The 23,919-nt window shown below is 55.6% G+C and carries 22 protein-coding genes; 11 read left to right on the forward strand and 11 right to left on the reverse strand.

Annotation, left to right across the window (positions count from 1 at the left end):
- Positions 1-58: 58 nt before the first annotated feature.
- Complete coding sequence (locus OK438_01170) at positions 59-589, reverse strand: hypothetical protein (protein ID MDA4124049.1); 531 nt, start codon at positions 587-589, stop codon at positions 59-61.
- A gap of 450 nt (positions 590-1,039) precedes the next feature.
- On the opposite strand from OK438_01170, the gene OK438_01175 reads away from it, so the two are divergent.
- Together OK438_01175 and OK438_01180 are read left to right on the forward strand one after the other, a co-directional pair.
- On the forward strand, positions 1,040-2,167 hold the full coding sequence (locus OK438_01175) for a glycosyltransferase family 4 protein (protein MDA4124050.1): 1,128 nt from the start codon (positions 1,040-1,042) through the stop codon (positions 2,165-2,167).
- A gap of 259 nt (positions 2,168-2,426) precedes the next feature.
- A complete protein-coding gene (locus OK438_01180) occupies positions 2,427-3,203 on the forward strand; it encodes an FkbM family methyltransferase (GenBank protein ID MDA4124051.1) in 777 nt (258 codons plus the stop codon).
- Here OK438_01180 and OK438_01185 read toward each other — a convergent pair.
- The 4 genes from OK438_01185 to OK438_01200 form a co-directional block, all read right to left on the reverse strand.
- Positions 3,200-3,337 carry a hypothetical protein gene (locus OK438_01185; GenBank protein ID MDA4124052.1) on the reverse strand — a complete coding sequence of 46 codons (138 nt, stop codon included), beginning with the start codon at positions 3,335-3,337 and terminating at the stop codon, positions 3,200-3,202. The two genes, OK438_01180 and OK438_01185, sit on opposite strands and share 4 nt — an antisense overlap.
- A 233-nt stretch (positions 3,338-3,570) precedes the next feature.
- Positions 3,571-4,737 carry a hypothetical protein gene (locus OK438_01190; GenBank protein MDA4124053.1) on the reverse strand — a complete coding sequence of 389 codons (1,167 nt, stop codon included), beginning with the start codon at positions 4,735-4,737 and terminating at the stop codon, positions 3,571-3,573.
- 234 nt (positions 4,738-4,971) lie between these two features.
- On the reverse strand, positions 4,972-5,403 hold the full coding sequence (locus OK438_01195) for a cupredoxin domain-containing protein (GenBank protein MDA4124054.1): 432 nt from the start codon (positions 5,401-5,403) through the stop codon (positions 4,972-4,974).
- A gap of 10 nt (positions 5,404-5,413) precedes the next feature.
- On the reverse strand, positions 5,414-6,211 hold the full coding sequence (locus OK438_01200) for a hypothetical protein (GenBank protein MDA4124055.1): 798 nt from the start codon (positions 6,209-6,211) through the stop codon (positions 5,414-5,416).
- Between the two features lie 105 nt (positions 6,212-6,316).
- Between OK438_01200 and OK438_01205 the strand changes: the two genes are divergently transcribed.
- Genes OK438_01205 through OK438_01215 form a run of 3 tightly spaced genes read left to right on the forward strand, consistent with a single transcriptional unit; the run spans position 6,317 to position 8,915 of the window.
- Complete coding sequence (locus OK438_01205) at positions 6,317-6,601, forward strand: hypothetical protein (GenBank protein ID MDA4124056.1); 285 nt, start codon at positions 6,317-6,319, stop codon at positions 6,599-6,601.
- A gap of 17 nt (positions 6,602-6,618) precedes the next feature.
- Positions 6,619-7,116 carry a winged helix-turn-helix transcriptional regulator gene (locus OK438_01210; GenBank protein ID MDA4124057.1) on the forward strand — a complete coding sequence of 166 codons (498 nt, stop codon included), beginning with the start codon at positions 6,619-6,621 and terminating at the stop codon, positions 7,114-7,116.
- A gap of 50 nt (positions 7,117-7,166) precedes the next feature.
- Positions 7,167-8,915, forward strand: coding sequence for a hypothetical protein (locus tag OK438_01215; protein ID MDA4124058.1), 1,749 nt, complete (start codon positions 7,167-7,169; stop codon positions 8,913-8,915).
- A 366-nt stretch (positions 8,916-9,281) separates the two neighbouring features.
- On the opposite strand, the gene OK438_01220 is transcribed toward OK438_01215, so the two are convergent.
- The 4 genes from OK438_01220 to OK438_01235 form a co-directional block, all read right to left on the reverse strand.
- Positions 9,282-10,268, reverse strand: coding sequence for a DMT family transporter (locus tag OK438_01220; protein ID MDA4124059.1), 987 nt, complete (start codon positions 10,266-10,268; stop codon positions 9,282-9,284).
- A gap of 56 nt (positions 10,269-10,324) precedes the next feature.
- Positions 10,325-11,698 (reverse strand): FAD-binding oxidoreductase, encoded by a 1,374-nt coding sequence (locus OK438_01225; GenBank protein MDA4124060.1) that lies wholly within the window; start codon positions 11,696-11,698, stop codon positions 10,325-10,327.
- A gap of 452 nt (positions 11,699-12,150) precedes the next feature.
- The gene (locus tag OK438_01230; protein MDA4124061.1) at positions 12,151-12,528 is read right to left on the reverse strand and encodes a hypothetical protein; all 378 of its coding nucleotides are present in this window, start codon (positions 12,526-12,528) and stop codon (positions 12,151-12,153) included.
- Positions 12,529-12,824: 296 nt separating this feature from the next.
- Positions 12,825-13,100, reverse strand: coding sequence for a hypothetical protein (locus OK438_01235; GenBank protein MDA4124062.1), 276 nt, complete (start codon positions 13,098-13,100; stop codon positions 12,825-12,827).
- Positions 13,101-13,451: 351 nt separating this feature from the next.
- Between OK438_01235 and OK438_01240 the strand changes: the two genes are divergently transcribed.
- A complete protein-coding gene (locus OK438_01240) occupies positions 13,452-14,351 on the forward strand; it encodes a hypothetical protein (protein ID MDA4124063.1) in 900 nt (299 codons plus the stop codon).
- Between the two features lie 99 nt (positions 14,352-14,450).
- Here OK438_01240 and OK438_01245 read toward each other — a convergent pair whose 3' ends face one another.
- Positions 14,451-16,922 (reverse strand): YncE family protein, encoded by a 2,472-nt coding sequence (locus tag OK438_01245; GenBank protein ID MDA4124064.1) that lies wholly within the window; start codon positions 16,920-16,922, stop codon positions 14,451-14,453.
- A gap of 370 nt (positions 16,923-17,292) precedes the next feature.
- Positions 17,293-17,427, reverse strand: coding sequence for a hypothetical protein (locus OK438_01250; GenBank protein MDA4124065.1), 135 nt, complete (start codon positions 17,425-17,427; stop codon positions 17,293-17,295).
- Positions 17,428-17,973: 546 nt separating this feature from the next.
- Here OK438_01250 and OK438_01255 point away from each other — a divergent pair.
- From OK438_01255 to OK438_01275, 5 genes are all read left to right on the forward strand, one after another.
- Positions 17,974-19,281: a DUF2029 domain-containing protein gene (locus tag OK438_01255; GenBank protein MDA4124066.1), complete on the forward strand. Its 1,308-nt coding sequence runs from the start codon at positions 17,974-17,976 to the stop codon at positions 19,279-19,281.
- Positions 19,274-19,453, forward strand: coding sequence for a hypothetical protein (locus tag OK438_01260; protein MDA4124067.1), 180 nt, complete (start codon positions 19,274-19,276; stop codon positions 19,451-19,453). Before OK438_01255 ends, OK438_01260 begins: the two co-directional genes overlap by 8 nt.
- Before the next feature lie 846 nt (positions 19,454-20,299).
- Complete coding sequence (locus OK438_01265) at positions 20,300-20,857, forward strand: TATA-box-binding protein (GenBank protein MDA4124068.1); 558 nt, start codon at positions 20,300-20,302, stop codon at positions 20,855-20,857.
- Between the two features lie 168 nt (positions 20,858-21,025).
- Positions 21,026-21,568: a hypothetical protein gene (locus OK438_01270; GenBank protein ID MDA4124069.1), complete on the forward strand. Its 543-nt coding sequence runs from the start codon at positions 21,026-21,028 to the stop codon at positions 21,566-21,568.
- Between the two features lie 229 nt (positions 21,569-21,797).
- Positions 21,798-23,723 carry a hypothetical protein gene (locus OK438_01275; GenBank protein MDA4124070.1) on the forward strand — a complete coding sequence of 642 codons (1,926 nt, stop codon included), beginning with the start codon at positions 21,798-21,800 and terminating at the stop codon, positions 23,721-23,723.
- The last annotated feature ends 196 nt before the right edge of the window (positions 23,724-23,919 follow it).

Consider the following 23,919-nt stretch of genomic DNA (forward strand, 5'->3'; position numbering starts at 1 on the left):
TAGTCGATGTTCTTGGAAGCGTACGATACTAAGCTTGTCCGTTCTTATTTGTATGGTCTTATGACTGTGAAGTTGTCCATAGGGTTTCGCTGTAGCTGTCTGTCGAGCTTCCGGGCGGGCTCCCTCTGACTGCAGCGAAGTATTGGTCGACCATCTGAGACCCGTAAATGTTCATGGCTTCGTATTTGCTTTTCATATCTGACATGCTGAGCTTCACCAGAACCGGGCGGTAAACGCGCCCGAGGTCATCGTGGGCAACATCGAGAGGACGTCTGCTGTATGGTTGATCGTCCACGTAGTACAAGTTCGCATTCAAGTCACGGGCTGCCCGGGTCGCGGCATGACACACGAGCCTATGGTCCACGTGTTGTCTGCTCCCATATGGCCAGGGCAAGAGCACGTTCGCGACGCCAGTTTCCTTGATCGTCCTCTCCAGGAGGCTCCTAAGCTTCGTCGAGAGCCGTTCATCAGGGCCCAATGGCCAATCGGGGTCCATGATCGCCCTACCGTACCTTACCTTGCAATCTGGGAGGTCGAAGTACTTGGTCTTTGCGCCTATGCTCCTAGAGAAGGAGATGTCCTCTGACAACCGGATCCTTGACACCTTGTAGGTTTCTTCCAGGTCCAGCAGTCTGGCTAGCAGATCGACTCGCGACCCGCCGAAATGGCCCCCATTCTTACGTAGGGCATTGAAGAGTTCATTGGGCCGAGGTAGAAGCTTGGGCAATGTTTGTCTCTGGAAGAAGATTCGCCTGTCGATGACCATGTAATTACTGCGAATGAAGGCAGTTACGAGGTACAAGGGCCTGGGCAACACGTTCTTCTGCAGCATGCCGAAAGCTTGCATTACTGTGTCATCTGAATGAGGTGAGACCAGGACAGTACCCTCTGACACGATAACTTGTCTGAAAGTAGACCAGTGAAAAGGTTTGAAAAACCGGTCGAGCGGGTGTTCATCGTTTCATCGGGACTGACTGTTTATGAGTGCGCTCATCATTTGGTGTGATTGGAGTGGGGGTGGGATGTGGGTGGTGAAGCCTTGAGAATAGCGATGGTGCAACCAAACATGACCTCCATCGGCGGAGCGGAGAGGGTATTGTCGTACGTGGCCACGAGGCTAGCCCGCAAAGAGGAAGTGGGAATCTTCACATTTCGCATGGGGCGAGAAACTGTTCCTGAGTACGGTCCCGTGCAAATACACGAGATAACTGGGAGGCCCAGCATCCGCGGTCGGCTTCGAAGATATTTTCAATGGCGGTTGATGAATAAGCTCGCAGAAGAGATAAACAAATGGCGACCCGACGTCGTCTTGCTCAACCAAGGCATTTGGCTCGCGGATTGGCTGAGCTCAAGCATGGGAAAGACGCCTCTCATCATGTACCTCCACGGAACGGTTGAGATTGAACAGGCGCGAAAAAAGGTCGACCAGATTTCTCGAGAGAAGCCACATTTCCTCCTACGACCATACTCAAATCTCGTTTCTCGCAGACGATATACGAAGGTTGGCCTCGGGCTGACCAGGCTCGTTCTGTGCACGTCGAGGTATGTCGAGGAAACCGCGAAGGGTTCCTGGCCAGGCGTTTCGACACGCGTGATCTACAACGGGGTGGATCACCAGCGCTTCTTCCCTATCTGGGAGGATGAAGGGTACGCTCTGTGCATTAGCAGGATTTCGGAGGAGAAGAATTTGAAGTTGCTTCTCAGGTCATTTGGGTCTAGCGGCTATCCTGTGCTGATATGCGGTGCCATATCCCCCCCAGGGGACGTGTTCAAGATGGCTCTCCTGAACGAGCTCATGCAGTTGAGAGGTACGGTCCAATTGGAGATTGATCTGGACCAAGGGAAATTGCTGGAAAGGCTGCAAAGATGCAGTGTGTTCCTTCACCCTGGAGTCAACGAAGGGTTTCCACTGGCTGTAATGGAGGCGATGGCTTGCGGCAAAGCGATAGTCGCACACAGGAGTGGAGGGACGATCGAGTGCCTGGACCGAGCGGGAGTATTGCTGGGCGATGACGACGATTGGAGAACGACAACGGATCACCTCATGGGGGATGTCGCGCTCAGAAGGAAAATGGGTGAAGCTGCTCATTCCCGTTCTTTGAATTTCGATTGGAATCGCACCAGCTCTGAAGTCCGTGAAGCGTGCGGTTCGGTCGTCCGCAAGTAGCAAACTGGTTACAGGGTAGAACAGGGCCTCCACCGGAGTGCGCGCGCTCGCTGCCCGCGTCCTCGCTGTGTTCAAATATTAAGCGGACGAAAGAGCGGGGCGAAGTCATGAGTCTGATTCCCAGCTTCGGGACTCATGATCCCTTTGCGCATTGGAATGCGAAATCCGAAGAGTTAACAGTACCTGGATGTACCAAGGTTAGGTCGAGGCGCTTGTCGTTGGATAGCGCTCATCTGAGGAAAAACAGAGAGTAGTGATTATGAGGCTCCCAAGACCCGAGTCGGCGTTTCAGAGGCTCTTACTCGATACAAAATACATCAGGTTTCTCGGAAGAAGGATGTTTCCCACCTATACTTCGAGGCTGGACGACGGGACGCGGCTCATGCTCAGAACGTCAGGTGAAGAGGGTTCAATCGTCGAAGAGATCTTCGAGAAAAGAATCTACGAGAAGTATTTCAGGCCCGAAGCCGGCCAAACCGTTGTCGATGGTGGTGCCCAAATTGGATGCTTCACCCTGAGATCAGCAAGACTGGTCGGTGGCCGAGGAAAGGTACTGTCGTTCGAACCATTTTCTGGTAACTATGCGCGGTTGAAGAGGAACGTCGAGTTGAACAACTTGGGGAACACGAAGACGTTCAACTTTGCCCTAGGCGACTCAGATGCAGAGGCAGACATATGGTTAGGCAGGAACCCTGGGTCCCACACACTGCTCCGTGAACGTTGGAAGGACATAGCGACTCGGGGCTCAGAGAAGGTCCGATTGCGGAAACTCGACAGCGTCATGGAGGAGCTGGGTGATCTCCGTGTCGACTTCGTCAAATTGGACACGGAGGGCTCGGAGTTGCCAATACTGAAAGGAGCGGCAAGAACGCTGGATAAGTACCATCCAAGAATAGTCGGAGAAGCACATCCGACCTTCAGTTCTCCTGGGAAGGAGATCATCGACTTTCTCCGCGGGTTCGGATACGACGGTAGGGTAGAGGGCTATTACACCAATGAGCTGTTCTACGCTTGGGAGAAAGAAACCGGAGCCTAGGTAGGCAGACTGATTGCAGTGTTCCACTTACCAAGTGGACTCCCTTCGGACTTGATCATTAGAGAGATTTCGTCGCCTCCAGCACCGGTCCTGCCAGAAGCGCCGATCTCTTCTTCGAGCGCGCTCTTCCTCATCAAATGGTCCAGCGCCCAATCCGATACTTAGGCGAACCTTGGATTCTTCAGGGCTCGGAGAGAGGGTTAAGTGAAGATGCGCCCCTGGAACAGGTGGATAAAGGATTCAGACCCAGCCCGGCAGCAACAACACCCCCTGGTGGGAGTCGCACTCCTACGCCGAACGTGTACAAGGTGGGGTCGGTCCAGAGACTCCGAGGAAGATTCAGAAAAGAAGGGGGCGTGTCCGTAGTCTAGGCGGACACGATGCTCGGGTCACGTCTTCTGCGAGACGCCACAAAGACGAGCGCCAGTGCGCCTATGGCGGCCGCAGTTCCGATCACCGCCAGGCTGGCCGCGTTGAGTCCCTGGACGGCAGAGCCATTGGCCGAGGTCGGGGAAGCGGTCAGGAGAGCCACGGGGGCGTCAGTCGACGAAAACCCCGGTATCCTCCCTTTGGCTGGGGCCTGAGTTGAGCCGGCGGCACTGTTCGACCCGGTCTGGTTTGTTGCCGGAGCCGGGACTCCAGGAGGTACGCTCACCCCGAGGGGGATAGGAGCGTAGAACATCACCGGCTGCTTCTGGAGGGTGATGGTCCCGCTCGTCTGGGGCGGAAGTATGAGCGTCTGGCCTTCCAGGGAGACCCAAGTGGTCTGTCCGGGTGTGGTGCCGTTGACCGACTTGCCCCCAGACGAGGTGGTGCCGTTTGACCCGCCGCCTGGAACTGCCGTTGGGAATGAAAGGTAGCTCGTGACCAGCAGGGGGGCCTTCGGCATCTCCAGGACCACGTTGCCGTCTGCGCCTGTCTGGAGGTTCGAGACTACGTTGGGGCCATAATAGTAGTAGTTGCCTATGACTGACGCGTAGACCCAGGCGCCCTGGGCCGCTGTGCCGTTTGCGTAGACGACGTGCACGCTGACCTTGGTGGTGGGGAGGGCGGAGGCGTTCTCCGTGGCGATGGTGAAGCTAGAAGGCCCTGTGATCTGCTCGACTGCGTAGCCGTACTCGGCGGTGTTCAGCAGACGGATGTACAAAGCAGACGTCCCGCTGCCGTTCGCTGTCGAGCCGGCCGGGGACGCGCAGACATTACAGGGGAAGAAGGGCGGGCTGTAGGTCGCTGAGACGGTGAAGAGATACGTTCCATCCGGCAGCTCCATGGCCGCCGCGGGATAGTTGCTCTGGTAGTACGCCACCTGATAGCCTGAGGTGTTGTAAGCCGTGAGGGTGTAGGAGTAGGGTAGGGCGTGGCTCGTTTGGACGAAGACCTGAACGTTGTCGAAGCCGGTGGCCGCCGAGGCCCTCACAGGGGAGGTTCCGACCCCCGCTAGCAGGACGAAAGTCAAGATTGAAGCGAGTGCAAGGCCGAGAACCTTGCTTCTTCGCGGAGGCGCGTTTTCGCGCCTGAGATAGTTCGTAGACATTGTCTTTCTCTGGCTACCCTTGGGAAGCAGGGGTGATAGGCCTATCCTCCAGAACGTGGGTTCGAGTGCTGTTCTAGTGGCCCGAACGGGGCATCTACCAAGGCTGGCAAGTCCCGGCCAGGGCGCCACCAGTCACTAGGATTCGCTTAATTATCCAAGTGCATCCCGTCGGGCCCGCAGACAGATATCCAAACTCCCCGCTTTGTTCAACTTGGGTTGATATCCCGGCGACCGCTATTGAACGATTAGCTCGCCGCTCTGCATGGCCCAGTGAATCGTGCAGAAGATCAAGCAGTATATCTGAAACGTTCCTGTTTTGTCAGCGACAAACGAGACCTTGAAAGTCTGCCCTGGTGCCACTGAGTTTATGTTGCCGTCGAGAAAGTGCGTGATTTGGAATCCGTGGGCCTGGTGGTCGGAGTTGTAGACCGAAATGGTCACCTCCGTTCCCTTCTGCACCCTGATCATTGGCCACGTGTTCTGGGGTACGCCGTGGTCGACGCTGTCATTGTACCCATTGGCGCTGACGACTATCAGGAAACCGCCTGACGGCTTCGTGCCGGGACCTTCCTTCCCCAGATTCAAGGAGTACGCAACCACCACCGTGGAACCAACTATGAGAGAGATGACCAGGATCAGAATGGTGGTAGGGCGGTCCAGCTTCATGACTTCTCACCTAGGCGTGGAATAGTGCTGCGAGATAAATGCAGACAAGACCGAAGACCAGCCACAAAGCAATCTTCAGGGAGTCTGTGGGAGTTGCGACTTCTGGCCCTTGGAAGAGGGGTTTTGCCAGTCGGATTGCGGCATATACTGAGGTCCCCGTCCCAAGGGCGAAAAGATAGGTCGCGTCGTAACTGATGTAGTAACCGGTAGCAGCTCCAACTAGCGACGGCACAACAAACAGGATTGTCAACAAAACCAGGTCTTTTACCCTGCTTAGAGTTCCTCTGATCTGGTTTCGCGAATAGACAACGTAGACCGCCCCTATCATCATCGGCTCGAATGCCTTGTGAAGTGCATACGCTATTCCCGCGCTGACGCCTCCGAAAGCATCCAGCAGCTGGGTGCCCGAGGTGGATGCTGCGGTACTCCCGAACGCAGTACCTTCACCGAACCCATGAATTCCCACCGCAAGCGCCACCAAGAGCGGAATCCTGAGGTCAAAAGTCCCAACCTCCGACCCAGTCGAAAACAGTCCTCTGTCCGCTGATAAGAGCAGGATGACACCTACGACGAAGAGAAGCATGACTGCAGCTTGGCTGGCTCCGCCGCTGAAGCCTTGGTTAACTTCCAGGTTTGAGGACCCACCAATGGTGTCGACGAAGAACCAGAGGAAGATGCCCAAAGCAAAGGCGTTCAGATACCTGGGTTTTACGAGCGAACCGAGGCTGGTGACCACCATCAATCCCAGGAATGCTGGACCAGCGGTGGAGGCCAACCATGCCAGGAAGCTGGTGGAGAAGTCCAGCATGCATTGCGATATGTGGCCTGGAATCAGTTTAACTGTTGTGGCTCAATCCGTGAACCCCGCTAAGGCTTAAATTTTGAGAGTGGCTCCCAGAGTTGGTTCGCGCCAATGTTTCTCAGCTTGCAGGAGGCAATCGTCCACACAACCACAGTAACTCTTTCGATCGTCGTTTTGGGAATTTCCGTAGCTGCCTACCGGAGGAGGGGTGGCAACAGGTATGCTGCGCTCACCATTGCCTTCCTCTTCTTAGCTCTAAGCGAGGTGGTCCAATTTGTGGAGTCCGCATCACTCAACGCATCCATCTTTGTCCCTGTGCTCGAAATCCACCTATCGCATTTGCTTGATCTGGCGATGCTCGTCAGTTTTGGATTCGCCTTGGTGACCAAGGGATGAAAGTGGGGAGCACGTCAGTGAGTCTGAACCGCGCACGAATCGTAGACGCGGTCGAACGCTCGCCAGGTATACACCTGCGTGCCCTTCAGAGGGTGGTGGGCCTTTCGTTCACGACCGTGAGGTATCACATCTCGAACTTGGCAAATGCGGGTGAGATAGAATGCTCCGTCGTAGGTAGATACACGAGGGTCTTCCCGAGGGGATTCCCTGAGTCTGAAAGGAGCCTCGCCTCGATCCTCCTGGGAGGTAGTTCCAGGCGGGTCCTAAAAGAGGTCTTTGAAGCCAAGGTCGCATCGAACAAGGAGATTTCAATCGCGACAGGTCTCGCGGAGTCGACTGTCTCGAAGCACATGAGACGACTTCTGAGTCTCGGAATCGTGTCTAGAACTGGTCCCTTCGAAGGGAGACCCGGGTATGCGATGAAAGACCCGGGCCGCGTCACCCGGCTGGTGCGTGCCGGGAGCGTCCAACTAGAACGAGCTTCAGAACGATATGTTGAGTTGTGGGACTTCTGAAAAGCAACCTTGATGATCGAGCGCCTGGTGCATTTCTTGTTTTCGCCTGCGTGGCCATCTCCCTTATTGGAGTCTCTTCGATCGCAGGAATAGCCAGCTCAGCCCAAGGAACTTCGATCAAGTTCTCGGCTTCTTCGATTCTGTCCGACCCCATGCCCATCAAGGAGTACTCTGTCCCTCTCCAGAATGCAGGCCCCGAATCAATCGCAACCGCCTCAGATGGTTCATTCTGGATCGCCGAATACAAAGCTGGAATGATAGCACACTTCTTCCCCTCAAATGGCACATTCAGCCAGTTCTCTGTCCCCGAATCCAGGGCCCTCCCGACCTACATTACGCTTGATGTTTCAGGGCGCGTTTGGTTCTCCGACCAGAAGGACTTTGGGAGCATATGGATGTTCGACCCATCCGTACTGAAATTCACTCAGCATAGCATCCCCACGCCGTTTTCCTATCCAGTTGGGGTGCTCGCTGACGGGCAGAATAACATTTGGTTCGCCGAGGACTCCGGCAACAAGCTCGGAGAACTCACCTATCCGAGCTATTACATGGAGGAGTTCTCGTTGCCGAACCCTAACTCAGGCCCTGCAGAACTCGCACTTCAACCGGGCGGAGTGGAACTCTGGGTTACTGAGAGTCTAGGAAATCGGATTGCGAGATTCGACATGGTGACTCACGCCTTCAGCGAATTTCTGCCTTATGTTCTATTCAATTCGCCCGTGGGAATAGTCTTGGACTCGATGAACAACGTTTGGGTCTCTGAGCACGGGGGGAGCTCGATAGTTCGCTTCGATCCGACGACTGGTAGTTTCACGAAGTTCCTGACATCACCGCCCGATGCAAACTCCTCATATGGGAACTCGGCCCCAGCAACACTCGCTATTGACAAACTGGGGCGCTTCTGGTTTGTCGAACACTTCTCCAACAGGATCGGCAGGTTCGACCCCGTCACGAAGTCGGTGGACGAATTCGTTATTCCTAGCAGCGGGGTGTACTCTGTGCTGAGCGCGATAGACGAAGAAGGCAACTTCTGGTTCACCGAATTCGATGCTAACAAGATAGGGATGGTGTTGGGCAACGCCAGCCTACCCGTGGACGTACGGGCCCTCGGTGAGGCGCCCAGCACAACAGCCGGGCATACCCAAACCATATACTTCAAAGTGTCAGACAAAGGTCCCTCCGACATAGGCGTCCGGCTCAGCGGGGCGAGCACCTTCCTGCAGAACGCGGTAACCAGTGCCTCCCAGGTCTCTTTGAATGTGACCTCGTTGTCACTAACTCCCGGCGCAAGCGTGACAGTCTCCGCCACCTTCACGCCAGACAGCGGGACCGTTCCGGGGAGCTACTCTGTGGGTGTCTCGGCCTCTTATGCCGATTCATCCTCAATAGGAATCGCATCCTTCAGCGTTACTCCCACGCTAATCAATATTCTTCTCTTTCAGACCTTCCCTGACCTCCTCGCAGTCGCTATTATCCTTCTAGTGATAGCCGACTTGGTAATTTGGAAGAGAATTAGGAACAAGAAAGAACCCAAGGAGAGGAATGCCGTCAGATCACTGTTGTTCGTCGTCAGCCTCTTGGTCCTGCTCATGTTCGCACTTTCACCAGTGCCGCCGGTAATGGCGAAGTGCCCTGGGCTGCCAGGGTTGGGTCCCTCTTCCAGCGGGCCAAGCTACGGGGGAATAATACTCGATGCCGTGGAATTGTTTGTGACGGTGGTTCTAGCAGAGGTCTTCATCAGGAGCCTGAGAGAATACAGGCGCCAACGAAGGGAGCCAAATAAGGCAAATGCGAACTGAATTGTAAGTGAAATTTCGCCTAGCAGATGGGCTGAACCAAACAGCATGGCCAATACAACCATGAGATTTGAACCCACAAAGAATCTGGGCCCAATTGGCGTAGTTTAGTCTAGAAGGGAATCCCGATGTTTCCCGAGTTTGGTGCGGAGGTATCCCGTTCAGCACGTCGATTTTCAGACTGTCTCATGCGAAGTTAAGTGCGGGGGGTGCGCACTGAACTTTAGGTTCGAATCCCACCAGGCCCGAACCCGAGCCATGGAATCCATAAGGGGTAGGATTCGCTCAATTATCTAAGCGCATCCCGTCGGGCCCGCTTCCAAATACCTCAATCCAGACTCTGTGCATCAGAAGAAGCTCAGCGCGGCGCTAGATTTCACGGCGCTTCTCGACTGTCTGACTCCCTTCGTCCTCTAAAGCTTCACTGGCGTTCTGCGAAACTAGAGCGACCGCAACAAGATTCCCTGCTGACTTGGGTTGCGCACCGCGAGAGCCGTTGACATAGATGCCAGACAGGATTAGGACGCCGCCCACGACGAGCGCTAACGAAATTCCCTCTGATAGGAAGAAGACTCCCATGAGGGCGGTTAGCACGGGGACAAGCAACTGAACGAGGCCGCCTAAGGACGCGGTAACCCGCCGCAGCACGCTATTCCACACCACATAACTCAGCGCTGTACTAATCATTCCCATGTAAAGCACCAACGCCAAACTCGGGATCGAGATTCCTGTCCACTGTTGGGTCCCGGTTAACGAGGCACTCGCAAGAGCTAGGACGGAACCCACAATCCCGAAGAGCAGGAAGCTGTTGTAGGTGTAGCCGAAGGAGCTGTCTGACTTCCTCCCATGAACCGAGTACAGGCCCCACGACGCTCCTGTCAGGGCCATCAACGCCACTCCCTGGACGGATATCGCTCCTATTCCGCCGAAGGTAAGGATGACGATCCCAAGGAAGCCCAAGACGATTCCAATGAGAAGCCGCAGTGTGAGCTTCTCCCCGTCCCTGGCAACCGAGTACGAGCTCATCGTGATTACGACCATGCCGTAGAAGACTAGGGCTCCGGCGCCAGCCGGGATGAAGAAGTATCCAAAAGAAATCGCGAAGGCATAGAGCCCGAGGAACAGGGCCCCTGCTAGGTCTCGCGCTCTAGCCTTTGTCTTCTTGAAGCGGCCGGAGAATCCCGTGATCATCAGTTGGAGAGTTACGAACCCGCTGACGAATCGGATTATGGTGAGCGGGAAAGGGCCGACGAGGTTGCCGGACACCAGGTATCTGGTGATTATGCTGTTGATAGAAAAGCTGAAGATTATGACGAGGAATATGGTTGGGACTGCGAACCTGCCTCGGCTGGCCATCGAATGCCTGGTGCCAGACGGTGGAAATTAAGGCAGACGTCGAAGCGGTCTTGTTGCTACGCAGGCGCGATGTTCTGGTTGATGTGGAAGACGTTCTCCGGGTCATATTTCCTCTTGGCAGCTTGGAGGCGTCCGTAGTTCCTCCCGAAATTAGCGGCGACCCGATTCATGTCGTCACCGGCAGCGAAGTTGATGTACCCTCCCTCCTCAGAATAGGGTGCGAGGGCCTTGTAGTAATCGCGGACCCACTGGACATTTTTCTCGTTCTGGGCAGGGTCAGGCCACATCCCGGCGATGACGACGGCGTATTTCGCGTCTCTATGGCCGAAGGCTGTGGCGTCAGGCCCAACGTCGTGCACAGCTCCGTTGATCGAATAGATGTGGGTAGTCGAATTCACGACCGGAACCTTGGGGCCGAACTTCATGTGCGCCTCGATTGCGCCATCACTTAGGTCGCGCGCAAAGACCGCCTTCCAATAGTGCTGGAGTCCCGGAGGAAGAAGGGCGTCGAACAGGCTATTCAGCGTGGGAAGGGGCATCGGCTGGACGAATTCGGCGACGACCGGAGCAGCTTCTCGCAGGGGTGCGATTGCCTTGCTCGCCTGGTCAGGCGGGCCGGTCCAGCACACGACCATGGCGCAGAACGTGTCGCCATGTCGGTTCTGGGGAATGAAAGGCAGCGGTGGCGCAATCTGCCATGCGAAGAAAGCCCCAAGCTGTCTTGGCGCTTCGTTGATGTACTTGTCGTAGGCGCGCATTACGGCTGGGGCATCCTTGACCTCGAAGAACATCGGCCCTCCTACGATATCCTTGACGTCGCTGATTCGATACTTGAAGCTAGTAACCAAGCCAAAGTTCCCCCCGCCCCCGCGCATCGCCCAGAAAAGCTCAGGATTCTCCTTTTCACTCGCTTTGACGAACGACCCATCTGCGAGCACCACATCGGCCGAAATCAGGTTATCCAGTGACAGGCCGGCGCCCCTGGAAAGATAGCCAAATCCCCCACCCAGCGTGAGCCCGGCTATCCCAGTGGTGGAAATGATTCCTCCGGGAACGGCCGACCCGAAGCCGTATGTCGCGTGGTTAAGGTCCCCCCAGGTGCAGCCGCCTTCTGCCCTAACTGTCCTACTCGCAGGGTCAACCCTGATTCCTTTCATTCGCGAAAGATCAACGACAAGGGCATCGTCGGCAGTCCCGAACCCGGGAACACTGTGACCTCCTCCGCGGATCGATACCGAAAGGCCCTCCTTGCGGGCGGCCTTCAACGCAGCCATTACGTCCCCCGCGTCTACGCACCTGACGACGACCGCAGGCCTCTTGTCGATCATCGCGTTGTAAACCCTCCGGGCCTGCTCGTAGGCCGCGTCCTCCGGGAGGATTACCTCGCCCCTGACCTCACCCTTTAGTGTCGTTAGCGTTGATGGGTCCATTCTTACCTCTCTCCTGGTTTGGTTCCCGATATAAGCACTGACTCCGCGGTCGCTAGGCATCAGCGCAGGTTCTCATTGCCAGGGTGCTTTCAACATACCAATTAGATTCGGCCAGGGCGCCACAGAACAACTCAAGTCCAAGAAGGCACCTTGCTTTGATCAGAACCTGACCCAAGGGCGATCCCCTCCGGGCAGTAACCTTCTTGCAGGCCGAGATGGATTCGAACCCATATGGGTTCAGCCCAAAGTCAATTCGAACCTCTGCATGATTGGGTCCATTCGCATCCCGTTTATGGAGCGAATCCCTCTAAGCCCGTATTCTAGAAGAGGACCAGGCACCGGGCTCCAGGTTCTAATCTCCTGAGTTTCCGGATTGATCCCCAACACTCGAGGTTAACTGTCCCGTAAGAGCAAAGCAGCAAAAGGGCGCGAAATCGCAACCCGAAAGCCGGTCAAGTGTCAGCTCTGTCCTTCTTTCTTGTGAGGTCTTCTTCCAACGTTCTAGCTTCTTTCTCCACAAGCTCCAGCCCCTCCCTCCACAGTCGACCCAATGCGGGAAGAAGATTGAACACCAGACTCGCGATTACTGTTATGACCGAGATGAACCCCATTGTTGACGCGAAGATCTTCCCGGAGTCGGTGTACAGCGTGAATGGCGGGCCCTGCCCGGCCGCCATCATGCTTTCAAAGTAGAAGCCATCGACGTAACTCACTCCTTCGAGCAGATGGAAACCAATTGTCCCTATGGTTAGCACAGCGGCAACCGCTGAGAGGGAGTAGAGGGCTCTTCTGACTGCAGCCCTGTGACGTCGTCTCGAGACGTTCACCATGTTCTAATTCGTAAAGATTCATCCGGGAGGGAAGGAATTAATTGTTCTGGTTGACTCTGCGGGGACTGACAGGAGCGCATCTCCTAGGTCTGGATGGATGGTGAAGTGTGGTTTGTTCTCCCCCGTCCTGTCAAGAGTCTCTATCTCCTCAGGACTCCACTTTCGAACCCATCCAGGGACGGGCCCCAACGGCAACTGCCGGGGAATTCTTTCACGTCAGTCCTGCCGACCCCGGCGGGATTCACGGTTCAACTGAGTCCCTGGCCGCCAAACGTGCACGGAGCGTCGTGGCCTGACTAGTGCTCTATCTTCGTCAGGTCGAATCCGACCACTTTGTAGTCGTTGTCGAGTTGCAACGTAATACGCTCCGTTTCTTCGCCTTCTGGGTCGATTCCAAACTGGATGGACGCCTCGACAACCGTCTCATCAGCAGACTTCCAGAAACGGTAGATCGAGACCACCCCTTTGTACTGATAACTCGCCCGGCTGACGTGCTCTTTGAGGTATGCGTTTGGGAACTCTGTCTTGGCCCATTCGTCTATGACTGCGAACAACCGCTCTAGGTCAACCAAGCGAGCTCAGAAGAAGTTCGATTGAGGTGTCTTAAATCGATTCTGGAGGGAAGCCATTCCGGGCGAAAGAGAATCTCTCCTCGTGCGGGTCGGGCGCCCGCCAAGGAAGGAAGAACCCAAGAAGAAGATGGATTGACTCATCACAAAGCTAATACGCCAAGAAGATGGACGCAATAAAAGCGATAGAAACTGTCGTTGCCACGTTGTCCGATATGCCAGAATGAAGTGGGTGTCGACTATAGCTTCTGCCCGAAATGTGGAACGCGGCTCGCCCCCGTGCCCGAAATAGGCAGCGTGCCTCCGGTTGAGACTAGGACCACTGCTCCGCAAGGACGGCCCATACGATCCCGAATGAGTGTCTCGGCCGCGGTCCTAATTGTATTGCTGGTGGTGGCCCTCGCAGTGTTCGCCGCTAATCCACATGCCTCGCAGGTCAGCTCCAACACTACCGTCCAGACGGGGTGCCCATCCACCACCAACTCGTCCGGCAACGTTACAGCGCCGAATCCAAGCTACGACGTCCAGGAGTTGATGGGATTCGCCCAGTCGTACTCCCGGCTGGAAGTCAATGTCACAGCCGTGGCCCAGTGCGACGCAAACGGGTACGGGCCTGCTTACCTTCTTAACGGACTCTCTAACACAGGTTACTGGTACCAGGTCGGGATAAACTGGAATTGGCCGCTTCAGACGGGCGGCTACAGCCCGGGCTTCGGGTTCGTCAGTGAGACGTGGGCTCCGGGCGGACTTACGCGAGCGCCAGCCACTTCTGCGTTGACGGGCACGGTCAATAATGGCGACACCGTCGAGCTGAGCCTCTCTTTCACTGGGGGCCGATTGGTCGCGTTCGCACATGACCTGAACACTGGGGCAAACGGCTCGAGTAGTTACCCTGCGAGGGCTGCTACCATATTCGTCGGCACGGAGGCGCAGCAGTCGCATTCAAGGTTCTCGTTTGCGACGCAAGGCTACTTCACAGGCCTCATGACGGAGTGGTATCATGTAAACGCGAGTGAAAACGGAGTCGAGCAAAAGGTGACTTACTCCGAGAATACGACGGCAATAGCGTCTGCTACTCTGGGCGTCGGCGAATGGAACTTCACGGTTCCAGCCCCCAGCTCGGTCTTCACTGCCGCGGCGAATAATGGGAACCCTATAGACTTGGGTGCAAAGCCGTATCAACTCCAACAGTTTACGCTCAACGGATACACGGTCACAGCTGACGCGTACGAGTTCTCAACCGGACGGCCGTGAGATTAGCGAAGCTTTCCGGGGGTAGGATTCGCTTGGAGGACCAAGCGCGCGCCTCAGCGCTCCCGCTATGGCAAGTCCAGGATCAACATACTAGACGCTTCAGTCTCGGCCATTGCTGAGAAGATCCCTCGGAGCTACAGTGCGGCGTCTCAATCTCAGAATAATCCACGCCACCACCAGAATCAGTATGAGCAAGGCAACAAGAAGAAGGTAGGGCAGTGAGCCCCACTCAGAACCTGAAGTCGTCGAGCTTGTAGACGACGACGTTGATGATGTCGATGAAGACGTGACCGACGTATGAGTGGTGGAACCGGACGATGTCGTCGCAGTAGTCGAGGTAGAACTTGACGAAGTCGTTGAGCTTGTAGACGACGACGTTGATGATGTCGATGAAGACGTGACCGACGTATGAGTGGTGGAACCGGACGATGTCGTCGCAGTAGTCGAGGTAGAACTTGACGAAGTCGAAGTCGTCGAGGTCGAAGACAACTGCTGATAGTAGTCGTAGGCGAAGACGATGGCCAGATTACCATTGACAGTGGGGCACGAGGTAGCGGTAACCCATCCTTCCGTCTGCGTAGAACCTGACAATGGATTCGTGGTCGAACAGGTCGCTGAATTGTCGAGCCAGTAGCCTGTCGGCGTAGTCGTCAGCGGTGATGTATATGCCGCTCCGAACTGGGTAGACGTCAAGGTGGGCGGTGTCGGGGTTCCTCCTCCGACCACGGAATAACTCAAGGTGTAGAGGAATTGGTGATAGTAGCCCGTCGTGACCGATGCCCCAGCCGACGCCGTTCCAGAAGTCTCTGAGGCTGCCTGCCACCTTTCGACAGTTCCTGGACCACCGAGCGGATTGGAGGTGCTCCACCCAGATCCAAAGTCTAGCCACTCTGAGGTCAATGTAGTAGTCTCATTGTATGTTGACTTTGAACCCAGCGAAGTGAAGGAAAGGGTCGGAGCAGAATAGCCGGTCCCGCCGTTGGCCACAGAATAGGCGAACTGCTCGCTCAACTGGTAGTAGATTACGGCCGAATACGACGGGCATGTGCCCGGTGATCCACACGTCTGAATAGAAAGTGAAGACGCGCCTGCAGGGCCTTCATAGCGAGTGTTTCCAGCGCTGGGCAGAGATGCTGTAATGGTACAGGCAGCAGTTGCCTGGACAGTCTGAGTGGACCCGTCCGCAGTTATTGACGCTGGAGAAACGGAGCAGCCCGACAACGTGACTGTGGGAGCCTGAACAGATTCAATGAGTGCAATCTGGATAGGCTGGGCCACCATGAGGACTGTTACTGTGAGACTGAACGTTCCCGAGCTGCCTAGGTTATTCGAGTCACCGCCGTAAGCCGCCTGGATGACGACGCTCCCCGCGCTGGCCCCTGACACCGTCAGAGAGCATGAGCCGGATGCGAGGGTGCACTTGGAGGACGAAGAGAAGTTGACTGTGCCCGTGCCAGACTGTGTGAAAGTGACTGTGCCCGTGGGGAGGTAGCCGGTTACTGTCGCGGTGCATGTGGTGGATGAAATAGTGTAGAGCGAAGACGAAGGGCAGTTTACAGAGGTCGATGAGGTGTGTATGCTGTCGAGTATCACGGTAACCGTGTTAGATCCAAAATTGCTCACGAACACATCTCCCTTCCCCGAGTCGTAGGCTACGCCCCAGGGGTTGCTTCCCACATTCACCGTCGCGACGACCGTGTTGCTGGTGGCGGATATCACAGAAACGGTGTTGGAGCCGTAGTTGGTTACGTACACCTCTCCCTTGCCGGAGTCGTAGGCTAGGCCGTATGGACTGGTTCCGACGTTCACCGTCGCGACGACTGCATTGGTGGTGTCAGATATGACGGAGACAGTGTTGGAGTGGGAATTGGCCACGAACAGTTCTCCCTTGCCCGAGTCGTAGGCTAGGCCATTGGGATAAGTCCCCACGTTCACAGTTGCAACAACTGTGTTGCTGGTGTCGGATATCACAGAAACGGTGTTGGAGTCGGAATTGGCCACGAACACCTCTCCCTTGCCGGAGTCGTAGGCGAAGTTATGGGGACCACCCCCCGCGTTCACCGTCGCGACGACCGTGTTGCTGGTGTCGGATATCACAGAAACGGTGTTGGCATCCTCATTGTTCACGAACACCTCTCCCTTGCCGGAGTCGTAGGCGAAGTTATGGGGACCACCCCCCGCGTTCACCGTCGCGACGACTGAATTGGTGGTGTCCGATATAATGGAGACAATCTTAGAGTTGTTGTTGGCCACGAACACCTCTCCCTTGCCGGAGTCGTAGACTACGCCGTAGGGACCTGTTCCTACGCCCACTGTCGCGACAACTGTGTTACTGCTATCAGATATGACGGAGACAGTGTTGGAGAAGGAATTGGCCACGAACACCTCTCCCTTGCCGGAGTCGTAGGCCGCGCCGTTGGGACTGATTCCCACGTTCACGGTACCAACGACCGTCTGCGCGTGTGAAACCGGCACAACTCCGAGAAGGGGGACTAACGCCAGTGATAGCACAACCAGCAACGCAAGCGAGCCGTGACGCACTTCTGTGCCGCCGTTGAAGGTAATCCTCACCCTAACTAACGAATCTCAGTCTCTTTATATGCAATCTGACCTTTATGTCAAATCTGATTTGGCAGACTCTTCCGATGGCCGGAGGCGCGCGCAGAAAAGGCTGTCGTGTTTGAGCTAATATGTCTGCGGCACTTCGATCGAAATCTCCTAGTCGGCCCAGGGGAAAGCGGAAGGCAACCAGAAAGGCGAAGGCCCCGCTCAAGTCCCAGCAGCTAGTAGGTCTGTCTAGGTGACTATTTCCTCGGCCATCTCCCCTTGCGACACGAGAATCGCAGGGAGGTATAGGAACTAAGAAGACAGCGCCTCGACTGGCGTCCCCGCACCTCGCCGGGTCACGCTCTCTCCCCACCCCTTGGTCGCCTATCGCTCGTCATCTGATCCCGGTGTCGATGTTGAAGTCGATGGTGTATGTGCCAGCGACAAACGTTTCATGAACTGGAAAGACCTTGGAGCAGCCCATCCAGCTGCAATTGGGCATAGCCAATGTGTAGTTACCTGGGGGCAATGAAATGCCATAATGACCGTCGGAATTTATGATTGCAGTGTAGGCGATTATGTATAGCGGGCAAGCTCCATTCGCTGGCAGACAGTTCGGGTACTTGTAGAAGCCAAGCTGGTAGCCAGTGATGTTCACGTTGCATGGCTGTCCAGCGGTGCACACCGGAGTCGCAGGCCCTACAGTTACGATCCCTTGAACAAGCACGCTACACCCAGACAGGCAAGTCTGGATACTGGTGGTCACCGTCGTCGCTGAAGTGGTAATCGTTGATGTTGAGGTCAGTTGCATTGAGCTGGATGAATTTGTTCCCGACAGTGAAAGTGAAAAATAGCCCATCGTACCCACAATTATGACCACTATGACGGCTAAAGCCGTTGATGCAGTTGCGATCGCTCTTGTGCGGGACATTCGTGTGTGTCTTTTGGTGACTGTAGGTGTATAGTTCTACCGTCTAGAACAACGACCGCATTCTCGTAAAGGCGCATGCAACTTCTCTCTAATCCAAGGCTAAATAACGCTCCCCTTGCCTGGTCCAAAGGATCACGTGGGCGAATGGGGATTTCACCACATGAGAGGATGAAGGTTCTCTATGCCACCTGGATGTCGAGACTCACACTCACCCCCAGGGTGAAACTACTCGTCCTTGCCGTTGTGGTCCTCGCGTTCGTACTCCAGGCCCTCCGGGTCTTTCTCAAGGCATATCCAGTAATGTCGGTGGGAGTCATCCCAGGAAACAACTTCTCCCTCGACTTCGGGTCGTACTACGCCTCCGGATGGCGGCTCCTCCATAATGCCTCGCAGCTCTATGCCCCTGGCGATGTGAGCGGATACTACCCTCTGGGCCTTAGGCCAACCGACTTCAAATATCTTCCATTCTTCTCCTTCTTCATTCTCCCCCTACTGGCACTGGACTACGTTCCGGCTTTGATCGCTTGGAACGTCTTCCAGCTTCTCCTCATGCCCGTCATGGGCTTGCTCCTCTACAAGGCCTTGAAGAGATTCAACGTTGTCGTAATCGTCGGGGTGCTCTGGGTCGTCCTCCTCCAGCCTCTCCCAATTGGTCCCCATTACACGATCAGTTTTTACGATCTGTACACCTCTCAGAGCTACTACTGGCAGTGGGCCGAAGGCCAAGCGAAGGTCTTCATGACCTTCTTGATCATAGCATCTTACTACCTTTCAAAGAGTCGCAGGCCCTACCTGGCGGGCCTTGCATACGGACTGGGCTTCTTCGACCCCCGTTTTCCTCTATATGCGATCCCGCTCGTCCTGCTGGTGAATAGGGGTCAATACAGGAGATTTTCTTCCGCAACCCTGCTGACGCTGATTGCTGGGGACGCAATTCTGCTCTATGATGGCCTGGGTGCCTCTTTCATGACGATGGTAGAGACTTCCGGGGTAGGCACCCTCTTCTACCAGTACACTTGGATCCCGTTTTACGCCATTGCAGCTCTCACGGCGGTTGAAGGGTTTGCTTTCATCCACCAAACCTGGCGTCAAAGGTCGAAATCAGCATCGTCTTCGGGCCCCCTGCACAAGCTTCAAGACGGAGTAAGACTTTGGGGGAGGCGTGAATTCCTACTCCGTTCATTTCAAGTTCAGCCAGCACTTCGACTTCCCACCCGAGCGGGCCTACGAATGGTGCACCGACTACGAACCGGGGGACATCAGGCTCCAGGGCAAAGATGGGGTCCGGAAGGTCCGATGGGTCAACGAAGACACAATCTTGCTGACAGACACAGACTTCACGGGTGCGAGGGAGGTCGCCAGGCGGAAGCTCGTCAGGCTATATCCGGAGCGCCTCTCCTGGACAAACACCCGCATCAGCTCCGAAGGGAGACATTCTCAGTTCTTGTATGAAGTAGTCGCGGAGAAGGGAGGGTCTCGCCTCGACTTCACCGGCTCGCAGGTCTTTCTCGGCAAGAAACCATCTTCCGCCAAGCTTGCAACCATGGCTGCCGAACTGGTGAAAGAAGATTCTGCTACCTGGCGGAACCTTGCCAAGGCCATGGCCAAGGACCTTTCAGGCTAGCCCGGCGATGGAGCCTAGACCTTGAATGGAAGACAGGAACAGTTGGAGCGCACAACTTACTCGATTGGATGCGCTGATCGCCCCCAGGGGCTCTGGTGCGTCTTCGGGTGATTCCTGAGAGTGTTGCGTATCGGGTGATTCTAACTCCCTGTTGCGTCGCGGGTGATGGTCTCGATGCTCAGTAGTGATACGAGATTGAAATTGACTGCAGTGCTGTAAGGCCTGGTGATTGATAGAGAAAAGCCGAAAGGTTGGTCATTCCCCTGATAACAGGAACGATAGTCCATCCAGGAGTTGTTCGTGGATACGCCCCCGCAGAATAGTCCCACTGTTGATGACCCGACCCCTCACCGTTGTTATACAACCAAGCGAAGACCAAATAGCCCAGCGTGCTATTCGAAGAGTAGACGGTGACATTGAGGTAGCCTGGAGTCTGCAGGCTCATGTTATAGGGAAAGCTCCATTGCCACTTATTCGCAACATCACACCCTTGGGGAGAACAGGGTAGAAGAATCACATTTGTTCTTGGTAGCAGAGTCACCGAATGACTGAATGTTCCCTTCGCGTTGAGGTCTCCGATTGTGGATTGAGTTTGATAATAGTAGATTGAGAAGCCTGCAACGACCAACACAAGAGCGACGGCCAAGGCGATTAGTGGTAGCCGAGGCCTCCTTCCTTCATTGACGTTGCTCATCTATTGTTCGCTGAAGTAGGCTTAGCCACTTATTCCTTCCCCCTAGTCCTATTCCCGCGAGCAACAGGGAGTTAGAATCACCCGAATACGCAACAACCCCGCCCCCAGACCAACCAACTCCTATATCCACCCTCTTGTCCTGACGCATCCCAATGCCCCAAACAAAAGCAATCGTAAGCATCCAGAACGTCGTCGCTTCTGCCTCGATAGACCAGAGGGTCGACCTGAACCTGATAACCAAGAACTTTGCCGACGTCGAGTATCATCCCGACCAGTTCCCCGGACTGGTATTCAGGCTAAAGGACCCAAAGACCGCCACCCTGGTTTTCAGCTCCGGGAAAATGGTCTGCACGGGCGCCAAATCGGAGGAGCTGTCAAGAAGGGCGGTGCAAGAGGTCGTCAGGAGGCTGAAGAAGGGGGGCATCCCCATCAAGAACGAGGCAAAGGTAGAGATACAGAACATCGTGGCATCGGTGGACCTTGGAGGGAAGATTGACCTAGAGGAAGCGGCCAAGAAGTTGCCAAAATCGATGTACGAGCCGGAACAGTTCCCCGGCCTGATCCACAGGATGGCTGACCCCAAGACAGTGATACTTATCTTCGCCTCTGGGAAGCTCGTCTGCACTGGAGCTAAGCGGGAGGGCGACGTCTACAGGGCCGTGACCAACCTGCACGTGATGCTTGAGGAAAAAGGGCTCATGATCTACTGACGACGCGCGCGGCGATGGGTTTCAGATAGTATTAGTTTTTGGAACCCGTTCAGGCAGAGGGGCCCCACCGGGCCCATTTCACATTCATTAAGATCAGTGTGTTTCTCAGGCTTTAGAAACGTGTCCCATCCTTAAATAACTTCACCGGAGGTTTCCTGGCCTAGTAGCATGCAACAGATGCAGGGAAAGTGGGCCTCAAGGTTCATCTCGGCTTCGATTATCCAGGGCTTCATCGCAGTTATCGTGACCGTCCTTATCGCAGAACCCTTGACCATCTTCGGCATCAACTGGTACTACGCTCCGTCGAAAGTAATCGCTGGGGGCGGGGGCGGGACGTGGATGTTTACAGGCTACGTCTTGTACCTTATCGTGGGCGTCGTCGCGATGGCAGTCACCGCAGTCTTCTACTCCTACATCGAAGGTACGATGGGTAAGGTGTACAGCGGACTGACGAACTACCTCGCCTGGGGGCACCTCATCTTCATGAATGTCGGGGTCGCCGGGAGTATGCTCCTGATGATGTGGGGGGGTTACTTGGCAGGCTGGTCGGGTGCCGCCGTTTCCTCTGGAGGTCTAGGATACACAGGCGGACAGATCCACGTCGCCTATCTCGGCCAACTTGTGAACCCCATCGGCGCATTGGTCATGCTGGCGGCCCTGGGCGCGGTTCTTGGAGGCCTGGGATATGTTATCAGAAGCAGAATGAAGTAGTATTCGCTACCGGTCTCTGTTCTTCTTAAGCGCCGCTCATGTGTGATTCAATTTCCGGACCCGATTGGGGGCGACTCCCATCGGGCCCGCTACATCCCTTCATCAGTTCGTAAGTTGGGGCGCCTACCTAGGATGACAAGGCCCGACCTGGGCGCCCGACTTGCAAGAATCTCCCTTGCGACCGTAAATGGCTTTATCCTCCAGTTTTCGCCCCGATTCAAGACCAACCTTGTCCCAGGGAGAACGCAGACTTGCAGCGATAATGTTCACTGACCTAGTCGGATACACCGCTCTTGCTCAGAGCGACGAATCCCTCGCCCTGAAACTCCTCGACGGCCACAGGGACTTGATCCGCCCTCTCTTCCCAAAGCACTCGGGGCGCGAGGTGAAGACAGTTGGCGATGCATTCCTTGTCGAGTTCGACAGTGCCCTGGATGCCACCGAATGCGCAGTGGAGATTCAAAAGCGTCTTTACGAATACAACCAGAGCGCCAAGGACAGAGTTCTGGTCAGAATCGGGATCCATCTTGGCGACGTGATTCACAGGGAGGGGGACGTCTACGGCGACGCAGTGAACATCGCCTCTAGGATCGAGCCTTTGGCTTCTGGTGGAGGCATATGCATCTCCGAACAGGTCTACTATCAAGTGAGGAATAAGGTTCCATACAAGCTGGTCAAGCTAGAGCTCAGAGAGTTGAAGAACGTGGCGTTTCCGATCGAAACTTTCAAGGTGGAGCTGCCGTGGGACGAGGAGAAACCCGCTCAAGCCATGCAACTCGACAGCAATCGCATAGCCGTCCTCCCCTTCGTCAACATGAGCCCCGACCCCAATGACGAGTACTTCGCCGACGGGCTCACTGAGGAGCTCATCACCCGTCTCTACGACGTGAAAGGTTTGGAAGTCATAGCAAGAACCTCCGTGATGAACTACAAGAAGAAGGAGAAGAACATCACGCAGATAGGGAAGGAGCTGAACGTCGGTTCCATCATAGAAGGGAGCGTCCGCAAGGCGGGAAACAACATCCGGGTCACAACCCAGCTGATCAACACCACTACGGAGGGCCACATATGGGCATCCACCTACGACAGGAGCTTGGACGACGTCTTCGCAGTCCAGAGCGAGATCGCTTCCAAGGTCGCCGAGTCGCTTTCAGTCGCCCTGACGAAAGGAAGCTCAGCAGTCCCCCTGGAGAAGGACACGGAGAACGTCTCGGCGTACACGGATTTCCTTCAGGGGAGGGAGCTCGTCCACGAGACGAAGGAGGAGCCGCTCCGACAGTCCCTCCGCTTCTTCGAGCAGGCAGTGCGCAAGGACCCGCGCTTCGCCAGGGGATATGTGGGAATGGCTCAGGCGTACGTCTCGCTTGGAGGGCATGGTTTCATCTCTTTCCGCGAATCGATAGACACCGCCAGATCTTTCCTTCTCAGGGCCATGGCGTTGAACGACAGGCTGGCCGAGATTCATGCCCTGCTGGCCGAGCTGGCTTTCATGAACGACGATCCTTTCGAGATTACGGAAGCGGAGGCCCGCAAGGCAGTCGAGCTGAACCCCAACCAGGCGGACGCCTACATGGAGCTCTCCAGCGTGATGGCCGTCACGAGGAGAATGGAAGAATCGGTGCGTCTACTTGAGACAGCCTACCATCTAGACCCTCTTTCAACCGCCATCATTTCCGACCTTGGGCGGGCCTACTACTACTCGGGAAGGGAAGCCGAAGCCCTCAATCACTGGGACAGGACCCTCCATCTCGAACCGCTTAACGCCCACCGATGGCTGTGCGAATATCATCTAGCCAAGGGGAGTCTCGACGAAGCAAAGAGTGAGGTCGCCAAACTTGAACTGCTTGACTCAGCCTGGGAGTTCACGATGTACTACAAGGGGTACGTTGCCGCGCTCGCCGGGGACAGACAGACTGCGTTGGGCATGATTGCGGCTCTCGGAGAGGCCCACAAGGAGGGATGGGCGAGGTCGTGTTTGGCTGGAATGATCCAGAACGCCTTGGGAGACACTGATGCTTTCTTCCAGGCAATGCGCGTCGCTGCTCAAGACCACACGCTGCGTGCCATCGACCTGATCTACTCACCTCTTTTCGTGAACGCCCGGACCGACCCTCGAATGAAGGAAGTCCTGGCGATCATTGGAATGATGCTCTAGCGCATGGAACGCAGCCGCCGATTGTCCTCGCGCGGGAGCATCATCCTCACGCGAAATTGATTAGGAAGTCATGCGCAGGAAAAGTATGCTCCCTATGGTGAAATCGATTCACGTGGTCTCTGCCGAGTGGTGTCCCCACTGCGTTCCGACCACCGTCGAACTGATGAAGAATGCTGCGGACCAGGGCAAGCCCGAG

This window comes from Nitrososphaerota archaeon (genome assembly GCA_027887005.1).
GTDB lineage: Archaea > Thermoproteota > Nitrososphaeria > Nitrososphaerales > Gagatemarchaeaceae > UBA183.

What these genes read in the sequence shown, in the direction of transcription:
- OK438_01180 (MDA4124051.1), top strand. Translation starts at nt 2,427, where the DNA reads ATGAGGCTCCCAAGACCCGAGTCGGCGTTTCAGAGGCTCTTACTCGAT.
- OK438_01185 (MDA4124052.1), bottom strand. Translation starts at nt 3,337, where the DNA reads ATGAGGAAGAGCGCGCTCGAAGAAGAGATCGGCGCTTCTGGCAGGACC.
- OK438_01190 (MDA4124053.1), bottom strand. Translation starts at nt 4,737, where the DNA reads ATGTCTACGAACTATCTCAGGCGCGAAAACGCGCCTCCGCGAAGAAGC.
- OK438_01195 (MDA4124054.1), bottom strand. Translation starts at nt 5,403, where the DNA reads ATGAAGCTGGACCGCCCTACCACCATTCTGATCCTGGTCATCTCTCTC.
- OK438_01200 (MDA4124055.1), bottom strand. Translation starts at nt 6,211, where the DNA reads ATGCTGGACTTCTCCACCAGCTTCCTGGCATGGTTGGCCTCCACCGCT.
- OK438_01205 (MDA4124056.1), top strand. Translation starts at nt 6,317, where the DNA reads ATGTTTCTCAGCTTGCAGGAGGCAATCGTCCACACAACCACAGTAACT.
- OK438_01220 (MDA4124059.1), bottom strand. Translation starts at nt 10,268, where the DNA reads ATGGCCAGCCGAGGCAGGTTCGCAGTCCCAACCATATTCCTCGTCATA.
- OK438_01225 (MDA4124060.1), bottom strand. Translation starts at nt 11,698, where the DNA reads ATGGACCCATCAACGCTAACGACACTAAAGGGTGAGGTCAGGGGCGAG.
- OK438_01230 (MDA4124061.1), bottom strand. Translation starts at nt 12,528, where the DNA reads ATGGTGAACGTCTCGAGACGACGTCACAGGGCTGCAGTCAGAAGAGCC.
- OK438_01240 (MDA4124063.1), top strand. Translation starts at nt 13,452, where the DNA reads ATGAGTGTCTCGGCCGCGGTCCTAATTGTATTGCTGGTGGTGGCCCTC.
- OK438_01255 (MDA4124066.1), top strand. Translation starts at nt 17,974, where the DNA reads ATGGGGATTTCACCACATGAGAGGATGAAGGTTCTCTATGCCACCTGG.
- OK438_01265 (MDA4124068.1), top strand. Translation starts at nt 20,300, where the DNA reads ATGCCCCAAACAAAAGCAATCGTAAGCATCCAGAACGTCGTCGCTTCT.
- OK438_01270 (MDA4124069.1), top strand. Translation starts at nt 21,026, where the DNA reads ATGCAACAGATGCAGGGAAAGTGGGCCTCAAGGTTCATCTCGGCTTCG.